This window comes from Ancylobacter sp. (assembly GCF_965229075.1).
Lineage (GTDB): Bacteria > Pseudomonadota > Alphaproteobacteria > Rhizobiales > Xanthobacteraceae > Ancylobacter.
Map to the genome: position 1 here is coordinate 1 of NZ_CBDDIO010000001.1, position 12,645 is coordinate 12,645.

Here is a 12,645-nt window from a genome sequence, read left to right on the forward strand (position 1 = left end):
TGGTCGTCGGCGCGGGACCGGCGGGGCTCGCGGCGGCGATCCGGCTCAAGCAGCTGGACGAGAACCTCTCGGTCGTGGTGGTCGAAAAGGGTTCGGAGGTCGGCGCGCACATCCTCTCCGGCGCGGTGGTGGACCCTTCCGGGCTCGACGTGCTGTTCCCGGACTGGCGCACGGAGGCCGACGCGCCGCTGAAGACCCGGGTGACGGATGACCGATTCTATTTCCTCGGCCCCGCCGGCTCGCTGCGCCTGCCCAATGCGCTGATGCCGCCGCTGATGAACAATCACGGCGCCTATATCGGCTCGCTCGGCACGGTGTGCCGCTGGCTGGCGGCCAAGGCGGAGGGGCTGGGCGTCGAGATCTATCCCGGCTTCGCCGCCGCCGAGGTGCTTTATGAAGACGGCGCGGTCGTCGGCATCGCCACCGGCGACATGGGGATCGGCCGCGACGGCGCGATCACCGACCGCTTCACCCGCGGCATGGAGCTTCGGGCGAAGTACACGCTGTTCGCGGAAGGCGCGCGCGGCCAGCTCTCCAAGCAGCTGATCGCCCATTACGGGCTCGACGCCGGGCGCGAGCCGCAGAAATACGGCATCGGCCTCAAGGAATTGTGGACCGTGCCGGCGGACAAGCACCGGCCGGGGCTGGTGCAGCATTCCTTCGGCTGGCCGCTCGACAACGCCACCGGGGGCGGCTCCTTCCTCTACCATATGGAGGACCGGCAGGTGATGGTGGGCTTCGTCGTCCACCTCAACTACGCCAATCCTTATCTCTCGCCCTTCGAGGAGTTCCAGCGCTTCAAGACGCATCCGCTGGTGCGCGAGACGCTGGAGGGCGGCAAGCGGATTTCCTATGGCGCCCGCGCCATCACCGAGGGCGGCTACCAGTCGGTGCCGAAGCTGGTGTTCCCCGGCGGGGCGCTGATCGGCTGCGCCGCCGGCTTCGTCAATGTGCCGCGCATCAAGGGCAGCCACAACGCCGTGCATTCCGGCATGCTCGCCGCCGACGAGGTGGTGAAGGCGCTTGGCGAGGGGCGCCAGCATGACGAACTCGCGGGCTATGAGGCCGGCTGGCGCCAGTCCGCCATCGGGCGCGATCTGTGGAAGGTGCGCAACGCCAAGCCGCTGTGGTCGAAGCTCGGCACCGCCATCGGTATCGCGCTGGGCGGGGTCGATATGTGGCTGAACACGCTGCTCGGTGTCTCGCCCTTCGGCACGCTGGGGCATGGCAAGCCGGATTCGGCGACGCTGGTGCCGGCCGCAAAGGCGAAGCGGATCGACTACCCCAAGCCGGACGGCGTCCTCTCCTTCGACCGGCTGTCCTCGGTGTTCCTGTCCAACACCAATCATGAGGAGGACCAGCCGATCCACCTCAAAGTCGCCGACATGGCGGTGCAGAAAGCCTCCGAGCACGATGTCTATGCCGGGCCTTCGGCGCGCTACTGCCCGGCGGGCGTCTATGAATGGGTGGAGGAGGGCGCCGGGCCGCGCTACGTGATCAACGCGCAGAACTGCGTCCACTGCAAGACGTGCGATATCAAGGACCCGAACCGCAACATCACCTGGGTGGCGCCGGAAGGCGGCGGTGGGCCGAACTATCCCAATATGTGAGGAACGACCATGCGGAGCCGTGTTCTCGCCGCCCTGGCGATCGGGGCCAGCCTGTTGATGGGGGCCGGCCTGCCGGCGCGGGCGCAGGAGCGGCCCGATTACGCCCCGTACCGGGAAGGGCTGTTCCTGCGCTACCTCAATGCCGAGCCGGGCGAGATCGACGGCGTGCCGCGCATCGGCCTCTCCTTCGGCGGCCGGCCGCTGCGGGCGGTGATCGATTCCGGCTCCACCGGCATCGTGGTGGCGTCCTCCTTCGTGCCGGGCTTCGAGACCATGCCCTCGCTGGGGCCGGCCAAGCTGACCTATTCCAGCTCCGGCCGGGTGATGCTGGGCCAATGGGTGGTGATGCCGGTCACGCTTTCCGGCCGCGAGGGCGCGAGCGTCACCACCGATCCGCTGCCGGTGCTTGTGGTCACCGAGGTGCAGTGCCTCGATTATGCCCGTGTCTGCCAGCCCACCACCTCGCCGCGCAACATCGCCATGGTCGGCGTCGGCTTCGCCCGCGAGGGCGACAGCCAGAGCCAGAGCACGCCGGACAAGAACCCGCTGCTGCACGTGACCGGCGGCGACCGGCGGCAGGGCTATATTCTCTCGCCCGAGGGGGTGCATGTCGGGCTCACCGCCGCCAATACGCGCGGCGCCTTCCGCTATGTGAAGCTCGCCCGCCGGCCCGACGGCACGGACTGGGCGCCACTGCCCGCCTGCATTTTGCTGAACGGCACCACGCCGCCGGCCTGCGGCACGGTGTTGGTCGATACCGGCGTCTCGGTGATGTACATGACGGTGCCGGAAGCGCAGGCGCAGGGCGCGCAAGGCACGCTGCCCCCGGGCACGCAGGTCGCCATCAGCATCGGCACGGAAGAGAGCGCGTTCCCGCTCTACAGCTTCAGCGCCGGCGATGGCGGGCCGGTGACGCCGAGCGCCATCCATCTGCGGGTGGCGGCGGACCGCACCTTCGTCAACACCAGCTACCACCTCCTGAACGGCTTCGACGTGCTGTTCGACGGCGAGGGCGGTTATGTCGGGTTCCGGCCGCGCTGAGGCGCGGCCCGGTCACTGCACCATCAGAACAGGCTGAACAGGAACACGGCGAGCAGGATGGCGGCGGCCCAGAGGTCGGTCACCATGGCGACGTTCTCGTGCATGGTGCGGTGCGGGCGCATCAGGTGATTGATGCCGGCGAGGCCGAGGAACAGCCCGCCAATGAAGGCCACCGGCAGCGCCCAGATCGAGAACAGGATCGACAGCAGACCGGCGAGGCCGAGGGAGACATTGGCGAAGCCGAGTTCCTGCACCACCACATGCGCGCCCGGCGCGTCGACGCCGAGAATGCCCTTGAGGGTGAATCCGGGCTTGAGGATCTGCGACAGGCCCGCCAGCAGCAGCCGCACGCCCACCGCCCAGAAGGCGAACCATTTGGTGGCGATGACGATGAAGGCGCCGAGCCCGGTGATGTTGGGGTATTCCGCCGCGATGCTCATCAGCGGCGCCACGACCATCGTCACCGCGACCAACACGTAATACATGCGCCCATTCCCCCATATGGCGGAAGAGCCTTCTCCCGCATCCCCGTTCCCCGGCGGCAGTTGGAGCCGGGGAACGGGGCGCTGTCAATCGCGGGCGGCGTTCACGGCGTGCCGAGCGGCAGCACCGCGCCGGCGCGCGTGACCGCGGGCGGATTCCAGCGCCCGGTCAGCGCGTCGGTGCGCGGGGCGTAGAGGCGCATGGTGAGGTTGAACGGGCCTTTCGGTGCCGGCAGCCAATTCGATTCGCGGTCCGCGCCCGGGCTGTCCGGCTGGATGTAGAGCACCAGCGTGCCATCCGGCTCGGTCTTCAGTGGCATCCAGCTCGACAGGGCGAAACGGTCGAGCGGGTTCGCCACCTGGTAGCCGGCCGCGTCATAGAGCGTGACCGACCAGAACGCGTCCGCCGGCGGCTGTTGGCCGGGCGGGAAGCGCAGCGTGTAGCGGTGCGTCCCGTCGAGCGGGTGCCCGCCGGCATCGACGAAGTTGAGCGGGTAGATGGCGTCTTCCGGCAGGTTGGCGCCGAGGCCCTGCTGCGCGACGATGGCGCGCTTGAGGTAGTAATTGCCATACACGCCCATCGTGTCGACATTCATGCTCCAGCCGTCGACCACGGCGGCGAGCTTCGGCACTTTCCACGCCATCAGTTCCTGCGCGCGGGCGGGGGCGGCGTCGATGGCGGCCTTCACCGCAGGCGACTGCGCGCTCGCGTCGAAGGAGGCGCCGGGCACGAGGCCGAGGCGCTTCATCTGGGCGAGGATGGGCTCGTCGGTGAGGTGCGGCGGGTGCAGCTTCAGCAACTCGGCCGCCTTGGCGAAGAAGGCGGGGCCGCTCATGCCGTCCACCTGCAGCTTGGGCGGGGTCTTCACATCGATGGCGGGGTCGATCTTCTGCACCGGCGGCGGCTCCGGCGCCCGGCCCCAGGCGGCGAGCGGGGTGACGCGGAAGCCCGCCTGCACCTTGTGCACGGCGGCGTAGTCGGCCGGCCCGTCGGTCTTGGTGCGGCCGATGATCCAGACAATGGGCGTCGGCGCGGCGATGCGGGTGAGGCCGGCGGGCACGTCGCCGGTCCAGCCGGGCGGGGTGACGAGATAATCCGCCGCCGCCGTGCCGGTGGTGCGCCAACCCGGCGAGGCGAACACGTCGGTCCACATGTCCAGCATCGGCAGCAGGTAGTAGCGGCCCTGCGTGTCGGGGGCGGAGACCACCAGCGGCCCGGCGGAGAGGTCGAGCCAGGCGGAGGAATAGAGCGTGTCGAAATTGGGCCGCACCACCGTCTTCATCTCGGCGGTGGGAAAGCCCGGCACGTTGACGAACACGTTCATCGGCCCGCCGAGACCGGAGGATGGCGGCAGGTTGATGAGCTGCTGGCGCGTCACCTCCATGGTGACGAGCGGGTAGAGATAGATATAGGCGTCGCGCGCAATCGTCGCTTCATCCGGGCCCTCGCTGGCGCGCGCGGAGCCGACGGCCGCCAGAGCCACCGCCGTCAGGGCGGCGGCGAGCCTTCCAATCGTCTTCATGCCTTCCTCCTCGCAGCGCCTTCACGGCGCTTGGCGGCTTCATTGTACCGCAGAGGCTGCCCATCGTTTTGAGGCGGCGCAAGGCCCTGCCGCAAGGGGATGGGGGCTGTCATGAAACTGTAACCCCGGTTTCATCCACCCGTCACCGGGGACGACTACCCCAAGCCGGTCTTCAACAGGCCGGCGGAGCTCCGATGGCGGCAGCCCTTCAACTCGACCGAGTGAGCAAGACCTACGGGCAGATGCGTGCGGTGGAGAATGTCTCGCTCACCATTCAGCCCGGCGAGCGAGTCGCCCTCATCGGCGCCTCGGGCTCCGGCAAGTCGACGCTGATCCGGCTCGCGTCCGGCCTCATCTTGGCCGACCGCAACGGCGCCGGTTCCGGGGCCGTGCATTCCTTCGGCGTCAAGGTGCAGGAAGGCGGCAAGCTGAGCGGCGAGGTGCGCAGCGCCCGCCGCCATATCGGCCTCGTCTTCCAGCAATTCGCGCTGTCCGGCCGGCTTTCCGTGCTGACCAATGTTCTGGTCGGCGCGCTGGGGCGGATGAACGCGCTGCGCGGCACGCTCGGCCTGTTCAATGCCGATGAGCGCCGCACCGCCTATGCCGCGCTCGCCGAGGTCGGCATCGCCCAGCACGCCGCCAAGCGTGCCCGCGAGCTGTCCGGTGGCCAGCAGCAGCGCGTCGCGATTGCCCGCGCGCTGGTGCAGGGCGCCAAGCTGGTGCTCGCCGACGAGCCCATCGCCTCGCTCGACCCCAAGAGCGCCAAGCGGGTGATGGACACGCTGGTGACGATGAGCCGCGACCACGGCATCGCGCTGGTCGTCTCGCTGCATCAGGTGGATTACGCCACCGCCTATTTCGACCGCGTCGTGGCGATGAACGCCGGCAAGGTCGTGTTCGATGGGCCCGCCTCGCAGATCAACGCGGCCTTTTTGACCGAACTCTACGGCGCCAGCGCCGAGGAGCTGATCCTGCCCAGCCAATTCGTGGTGCCGGCGCCCGCCGATGCCGCCCCCTCCACCCAGACCGTTTCCTGACAGGAGCAACCCCCATGAAGCGTCTCATCGCCGCCGGCCTCGCGCTGGCCGCTCTCGCGAGCACCCCGGTTCGCGCCGAAGAGATCAAGGAGCTGAATTTCGGCTTCATCTCCACCGAGTCCTCGGCCAACCTCGCCAAGAGCTTCGAGCCTCTGCTCAAGGACATGGAAAAGGCCATCGGCATTCCGGTGAAGCCGTTCTTCGTCGGCGACTATGCCGGCGTGATCGAAGGCATGCGCTTCAAGAAGGTCGATATCGGCTGGTTCGGCAACAAGTCGGCGATGGAAGCGGTGGACCGCGCCAATGGCGAAGTGTTCGTGAAGACCGCCAAGCCGGACGGTTCCTCGGGCTACTACGCTCTCATCGTCACCAATGCCGACCGCAAGGACCTGAACGAGCTCAAGGACGTGCTCGACTGCTCCAAGGGCTTCAACTTCGGCAATGGCGACCCGAACTCCACCTCGGGCTTCCTCGTCCCCAGCTACTACGTCTTCGCGCTCAACAATGTCGACCCGAACAAGTGCTACAAGCGCGTCGTGGCCGGCAACCATGAAGCCAACCTGCTCTCGGTCGCCAACAAGCAGGTCGACTTCGCCACCAACAACACCGAAAACATCACCCGCCTGCAGATGACCCGCCCGGAAGAAGCCGCCAAGGTCAAGGAAATCTGGCGCTCGCCGCTGATCGCCGGTGACCCGATCGTGTGGCGCAAGGACCTGCCGAACGATCTCAAGGCGAAGATCTACTACTTCTTCATGAGCTATGGCCGCCTCGGCACCGACGAGGAAGTTGCCCACGCCCGCGAAGTGCTCGCCAAGACCTCCGACGGCTGGGGCCCGTTCCTCGCGTCCTCCGACGCCCAGCTGCTGCCGATCCGCCAGCTTGAGCTGTTCAAGGCCAAGGTGAAGCTGCAGAACGACGACAAGCTCTCGGCCGACGAGAAGGCGAAGAAGATCAGCGAGATCGACGCCAAGCTCGCCGCGCTGGTGGAAGAGCAGAAGAAGTTCCCCGCCATGTGAGTGTGGCCCGTATCCCTCATGGCCGGGCTTGACCCGGCCATCCAGATGCCGGGGCTGAACCCCTCGGTTCCTGGGTGCCCGGGTCGAGCCCGGGCATGAGGAGGGACGGGTCATGAAACGTCTTATCCCCGGCATAAGGCCGGGGATTTTCACCCGGGGAACTCCACATGTTTGCCGCCGCCGACGCCGCCCACCGCACCGCCACGCGCACCATGCCCGCCCCGCCGGTGACCCCGCTCGGCACACGCCTGTTCCGTCTCGCGGTCGGGGCGCTCACCATCGTGGTGCTGGTCGCCGCCTGGTACGAGGCGGAGATGAACCCGGCGCAGCTCGTCCGCGACGCCGGCAACATGGCGACGCTCGGTGCCGACTTCCTGCGCCCCGATTTCACCGACTGGGATGTCTATGCCAACGCCATGCTGGAAACGCTGGCGATCGCGATCTGGGGCACGCTGCTCGCCGTCATCGCCGGCATTCCGCTCGGCATCCTCTCGGCCGAGAATGTCGCCCCGCACTGGCTGGCCTTCGTCATCCGCCGGCTGATGGACGCCTGCCGCGCCATCAACGAACTCGTCTTCGCGCTGATCTTCATCGCCGCCGTCGGCCTCGGCCCCTTCGCCGGTGTGCTGGCGCTGTTCATCCACACCACCGGCGTCGTCGCCAAGCTGTTCTCCGAGGCGGTGGAGGCCATCGACCCCGCGCCGGTGGAGGGCATTCGCGGCACCGGCGGCACCTGGTTGCAGGAGATCATCTATGGCGTGCTGCCGCAGGTGCTGCCGCTGTGGATTTCCTATGCGCTGTACCGCTTCGAATCCAATGTCCGCTCCGCCACCGTCCTCGGCATCGTCGGCGGCGGCGGCATCGGCATGACCTTCAACGAGACCATGCGCGGCTTCCTCTATTCGCAGGCCTCGGCGATCCTGATCATCGTCATCATCACGGTGACGGTGCTCGACATGGTGAGCCAGCGCATCCGCAAGAAGTTCATCTGACCCCGCGCCTTCGGGCACTGGGACCCATCCGAAGCGCGGGCGCCCGGCGTCCGCGCTTTTGCCGTTTCGCACGCTAGAGTGCGATCCGATCAGATTGAATCAATCTGCTCGGTAAATCGCCCTCTAACTCCACGATAGAGAACGCGTTATCCGATCAGCTTGCGATGCAAGCTGATCGGCGCGTGCTCTAGGGGCGGCGGTAGCCCGGCATGGTGTGCAAGCTCTCCAATCGGTAATGTGGCGGACACGGTCCCGCCAGCTTCGCCCGGCGTAGATGAGCGGATCGCGACCTCTGCCCGGAGTAGCCCCCTTGCACGCCCTTCGTTCCCTGCTCGCCGATGTCTGGCGGCTCTCCATCCCCTATTTCCGCGGCGAGGATCGCTGGCGCGGCGGCGCCCTGCTGGCGGCGATCATCGCGCTGGAGGTCGGCTGGGTCTATGTGATCGTGCTGCTCAACGAGTGGAACGCGGTTTTCTACAACGCGATCCAGGAAAAGAACTACCCCGCCTTCGTCCACCAGCTCTGGATCTTTGCCATGTATGCCGCGGTGGCCATCGCGGTGGCGGTGTATCAGGTCTATCTGCGCCAGTGGCTGCAGATACGCTGGCGCACCTGGATGACGGAGAAATACCTCACCGCCTGGCTGGCGGACGAGACCCATTACCGCATGCGGCTGAAGGGCGACGAGGCCGACAACCCCGACCAGCGTATCGCCGAAGACATCAGCTCCTATGTCAATCAGACCCTCGGACTTTTTCTCGGCCTGCTCAACGCGGTGATGACGCTCGCCTCCTTCGCGGTGATCCTGTGGGGGCTGTCGGGCGATTTCAGCTTCAACCTGTTCGGCGCCGACTGGGACATCCCCGGCTATCTCGTCTGGGCCGCCTTCGCCTATGCGGCGCTCGGCACCTATCTCGCCCATCTTATCGGGCGGGTGCTGATCAAGCTGAACTACGACCAGCAGCGCTTCGGGGCGAATTACCGCGTCGATCTGGTGCGGGTGCGCGAGAATGGCGAGCAGATCGCGCTGATGCAGGGCGGCCCGGTGGAGCGCACCCGCCTGCTCTCGCGCTTTGGCGATGTCGTGCACAATTACTGGGGCATCATGATCGCGCAGAAGCGGCTGACCTGGTTCACCTCGGGCTATGGCCAGCTCTCGACCGTGTTCCCCTTCGTGGTGGTCGCGCCCGCCTATTTCACCGGCGCGATCCAGCTCGGCCAGTTGATGCAGACCTCCTCGGCCTTCGGCCAGGTGCAGGGCTCGTTCTCCTTCTTCATCAACGCCTATACGGACCTGGCTCAGTGGAAGTCGGTGGTTGACCGTCTGGTCGGTTTCGAGCGCTCGGTGCAGGAGACGCAGGCCGAGGCGTTGCGCAGCGATTTCCGCCGCGTGCCGGCGCATGGCCCGGCGCCGCTGTCGGCGCAGGCCATGGAGGTGCGGCTGCCGGACGGGCGCGCGCTTGTCGAGGTGGCGGCACTGGATCTGGCGCGCGGCGAGCGGGTGCTGCTCACCGGCCCCTCGGGCAGCGGCAAGAGCTCGCTCCTGCGCGCCATCGCCGGCATCTGGCCGTACGGCCACGGCGAGGTGGGGATAGCGCCCGGCGCGCGGGTGCTGACTCTGCCGCAGCGGCCCTATCTCCCCTTCGGCACGCTGCGCGGCGCGCTCGCCTATCCCGACCCGCTGGAGAACTATGACGACGAGCGCCTGCGCGAGGCGCTGGAAGCAGTCGGCCTGCCGGCACTCGCGGCGCGGCTGGACGAGAGCGGGCCGTGGGCCTCCATCCTCTCCGGCGGCGAGCAGCAGCGGCTCGCCGTGGCGCGCGCGCTGCTGGTGGCACCCGACGTGCTGCTGCTGGACGAGGCGACCTCGGCGCTCGACGAGGCGAGCGAGGCGGCGCTCTACCGCCTGCTGCGCGCCCGGCTGCCCGACACCGCGCTGCTCTCCATCGGCCACCGTTCGACGCTGATTGAGCAGCATGAGCGCCAGCTGGTGCTGACCCGCGAGGGCGAGGGGCCGGCGCGGCTCGTCGATCTGCCGCCAGCACCGGCGCCGGCGGCGGCGTGAGCGTTCAGCGCGAGGCGGCGGCGCGGGCCTCCGCCTCGATGGCGAGGGTGCGCTCCAGCAGGATCTCGTAGATCGGCCGCCCGCCCAGCGCCAGAAACACCATATGGGCGAAGATGGCAGTGATCATGACCGGCACCAGCACCGCATAGGCGCTGGTGAGTTCCAGCACCAGCACCATGCCGACCAGTGGCGCGCCGATGGTGGCGGCGAACAGCCCGCCCATGGCGGCGATGGCGAAGGTGGTGTGCGCGAGGTCCGGCAGGGTGAAGAACAGGTCCAGCGTGGTGCCGTAGCACAGGCCGATCGTGGTCGCCAAAGCGAGGATCGGCGCGAAGATGCCGCCGGCGACGCCGGTGGAATAGCTCGCCATGGTCATGACGAAGCGCAGCAGCACCACGAACACCAGCATGGCCAGCGGCAGGTTCTCGCGGGTCAGCTGCACCGCCAGCAATTCGCCGCCCTGCGTCGCCTCCGGCCGCACGAACATCAGCACGCCGACGGTGAGGCCGACAAAGCTCGGGAAGATGTAGAACGAGCTGCGCTGGCCGAGCCGGCGCACATGGTCGAGCGACCAGACCAGCGTGCGGTTGAACACGAAGCCGGCGCCGCCGAGGATCACCCCCAGCACGACGAAGGCCGGTAGCCAGACGTAAGGAATGGTGGCGGCTTCCAGCAGCATATAGGGCCGGCTGCCGGTGAGATATTCGGTGACGATGGCGCTGGCGATGGAGGCCAACACCACCGCGATATAGGAGCGCGAGGAATAGGGGAACTGCCGCCGCGTTTCCTCGATGACGAACAGCACCGCGGCGAGCGGGGCATTGAAGGCGGCGGCAAGGCCGGCCGCGCCACCGGCGGCGAGCAGGGCGCGCATGTCCTCGCCCGACCATTTCATCAAATCGGAGGCCGCCTTGGCGACCGAGGCGCCGATATGGATGGTCGGCCCCTCGCGCCCCAGCACCATGCCGGAGGAGAGCGAGAGCAGGCCGGCGACGAACTTCACCGGCAGCACGCGATGCCAGCGCACCTCGCGCAGCCCTTCCATCGCCCCCTCGATCTCCGGCACGCCGGAGCCGCTGGCTTCCGGCGCGAAGCGGCGCACCAGCCAGAGCGAGACTAGCGTCATGGCGGCGGCGACCAGCGCGGCGGCGGCGTAGAGCGGGAAGCCGTCCAGCCCCAGCCCGGTGTCGAGATAGGCCGGCCAGGCGGCGGTGAGTTTTTCGACGCCGACATGAAAGGCCGAGCCGAGAACGCCGACGACGGCGCCCACGCCGATCGCCACGAGGTGATACGCCAGATTGCCCATGCTGCCCTTCCGCGTCCCAACGGCCCCCGCATCGGTTAGCATCGCCGGGCGGGGATCGGAAGGCATGATGCGGCCGTCATGACCGGGCCGCGCCCGGCCATGACGGTGTGACGCCTCCGCCTCAGGGCAAAGCGGGCGTGTAGACGCTGGCCGGCTCGACCGTGTCGATCAGCCCGTGGCTCTTCATGAATTCGCCGAAGCGGACATAGCGGCCCTCATCCCGGGCCGCCGGGGCATGGGCGAAGCGGCGCAGCGTGTCGGTCCAGGCGGTGCGGTTCAGCTCGTCGTCGAGCTTCGGATTGGCCTTGACGAACACGCCCCAGGCCTCCTCGGGGTGGTTGAGGATGTAGATCGTCGCCTCCTCCACCGCCGCGAGGAAACGCTTGAGCCGCGGATCGGCGATCTTGTCCTTGTGGGTGACGTAGATCAGCTCGTCGAACACCGGCACGCCATGCTCCTCGGGGAAGAAGGCGACGCCCTCCTTGCCTTCCAGCCGGATCTGGGTGAGTTCGAAATTGCGATAGGCGCCGATCACCGCATCGACCTTGCCGGCGACCAGAGCGGGGGAGAGGGCGAAATTGACGTTGATCATGGTTACGTCGGTGGGCTTCAGCCCGGCGCTCGCCAGCATGGTGCCGAGCAGCGCGTCTTCCAGCCCGGCGACGGAATAGCCGACCGTCTTGCCCTTGAGATCGGCGAGCGACTTCACCGGGCCGTCCTTGAGCGCCACCAGCGCGGTGAGGGGGGTGGAGATGAGCGTGCCGAAGCGCACCAGAGGCAGGCCTTCCTTCACCTGCAGATAGAGGCTCGGCTGGTAGCTCACCGCGACATCCGCCTGGCCGGCGGCGACGAGGCGCGGCGGGGCGGCGGGATCGGCCGGGGCGACCAGCTCGACATCGAGATCATGGGCTTTGAACAGCCCCTTTTCCTGCGCGATGATCAGCGGCGCGTGGTCGGGGTTCACATACCAGTCGAGCAGCACGGTGAGCTTGTCCGCCGCCGCGGCCGGGGCCAGCGAGAGCGACAGAGCGAGAATGAGGCCGCCGGTGCGGGCGGCGAGGTTCTTGAACATGGATCTCCTCCCAGTTGGAGACCCGGCGCGAGCTTTCGGGGGAAATCCGGCGCGGGAGTCACGCACCGCGTGAGGGCCCCGCCGTCGCTCCGTCCCTTCGCCGGCATGACCCGGATCAGGTTCAAAGGGTCTGGCGGCTGCCATCTCAGCCCCTTGGCCTTTCGGCCGGCGGGACACCCCTCGGACGCGGGAAGGCTAGCAGAACGGCCGGGCAGGGGCAAATGGGGGGCGACATCACCGCTCCCTCATGCCCGGGCTTGACCCGGTACCCAGTGACGGGGGCGCGATGAAAAGTCTGGGTCCCCGGGTCAAGCCCGGGGATGAGGAAGAGTGGGGTGGGCACCCAGCGGCCGGGGCGGCGACGAGAAAGCTCTTGCGGTCGGTCAGCGTCATCCTGAGGTGCCCGGCCGCAGGCCGGGCCTCGAATGATGCCCACTGCGTGAGTGATTAAAGAACCATCCTTCGAGGCTCGCTGCGCTCGCACCTCAGGATGACGGA

General features: G+C 67.9%; 10 protein-coding genes and 1 riboswitch. Of the genes, 6 read left to right on the forward strand and 4 right to left on the reverse strand.

The features are described 5' to 3' along the window. On the forward strand, positions 1 to 1,610 hold a 1,610-nt coding region (locus ACO07Z_RS00005), incomplete at its 5' end, for an electron transfer flavoprotein-ubiquinone oxidoreductase (RefSeq protein ID WP_421696804.1). Between the two features lie 9 nt (positions 1,611 to 1,619). After that, the gene (locus tag ACO07Z_RS00010) at positions 1,620 to 2,651 is read left to right on the forward strand and encodes a hypothetical protein (protein WP_421696805.1); all 1,032 of its coding nucleotides are present in this window, start codon (positions 1,620 to 1,622) and stop codon (positions 2,649 to 2,651) included. A gap of 23 nt (positions 2,652 to 2,674) precedes the next feature. Here ACO07Z_RS00010 and ACO07Z_RS00015 read toward each other — a convergent pair whose 3' ends face one another. Both ACO07Z_RS00015 and ACO07Z_RS00020 read right to left on the reverse strand, forming a co-directional pair. Further along, the gene (locus ACO07Z_RS00015; protein ID WP_421696806.1) at positions 2,675 to 3,136 is read right to left on the reverse strand and encodes a hypothetical protein; all 462 of its coding nucleotides are present in this window, start codon (positions 3,134 to 3,136) and stop codon (positions 2,675 to 2,677) included. A gap of 101 nt (positions 3,137 to 3,237) precedes the next feature. Continuing rightward, positions 3,238 to 4,656, reverse strand: a complete 1,419-nt coding sequence (locus tag ACO07Z_RS00020) for a DUF1254 domain-containing protein (RefSeq protein ID WP_421696807.1) — start codon at positions 4,654 to 4,656, stop codon at positions 3,238 to 3,240. 194 nt (positions 4,657 to 4,850) lie between these two features. On the opposite strand from ACO07Z_RS00020, the gene phnC reads away from it, so the two are divergent. From phnC to ACO07Z_RS00040, 4 genes are all read left to right on the forward strand, one after another. Further along, complete coding sequence (gene phnC / locus ACO07Z_RS00025; RefSeq protein ID WP_421696808.1) at positions 4,851 to 5,693, forward strand: phosphonate ABC transporter ATP-binding protein; 843 nt, start codon at positions 4,851 to 4,853, stop codon at positions 5,691 to 5,693. A gap of 14 nt (positions 5,694 to 5,707) precedes the next feature. Further along, complete coding sequence (phnD, locus tag ACO07Z_RS00030; RefSeq protein ID WP_421696809.1) at positions 5,708 to 6,712, forward strand: phosphonate ABC transporter substrate-binding protein; 1,005 nt, start codon at positions 5,708 to 5,710, stop codon at positions 6,710 to 6,712. Positions 6,713 to 6,879: 167 nt separating this feature from the next. After that, positions 6,880 to 7,704 carry a phosphonate ABC transporter, permease protein PhnE gene (phnE, locus tag ACO07Z_RS00035; RefSeq protein ID WP_421696810.1) on the forward strand — a complete coding sequence of 275 codons (825 nt, stop codon included), beginning with the start codon at positions 6,880 to 6,882 and terminating at the stop codon, positions 7,702 to 7,704. 310 nt (positions 7,705 to 8,014) lie between these two features. Next, positions 8,015 to 9,769: an ABC transporter ATP-binding protein/permease gene (locus tag ACO07Z_RS00040; protein WP_421696811.1), complete on the forward strand. Its 1,755-nt coding sequence runs from the start codon at positions 8,015 to 8,017 to the stop codon at positions 9,767 to 9,769. 4 nt (positions 9,770 to 9,773) lie between these two features. Here the strand turns inward: ACO07Z_RS00040 and clcA are convergent, their stop codons facing one another. Continuing rightward, positions 9,774 to 11,075, reverse strand: coding sequence for a H(+)/Cl(-) exchange transporter ClcA (gene clcA, locus ACO07Z_RS00045; protein ID WP_421696812.1), 1,302 nt, complete (start codon positions 11,073 to 11,075; stop codon positions 9,774 to 9,776). 121 nt (positions 11,076 to 11,196) lie between these two features. Beyond that, positions 11,197 to 12,147, reverse strand: a complete 951-nt coding sequence (locus ACO07Z_RS00050; RefSeq protein WP_421696813.1) for an ABC transporter substrate-binding protein — start codon at positions 12,145 to 12,147, stop codon at positions 11,197 to 11,199. A gap of 88 nt (positions 12,148 to 12,235) precedes the next feature. After that, a riboswitch (TPP riboswitch) is annotated at positions 12,236 to 12,332 on the reverse strand. Between the last annotated feature and the right edge of the window lie 313 nt (positions 12,333 to 12,645).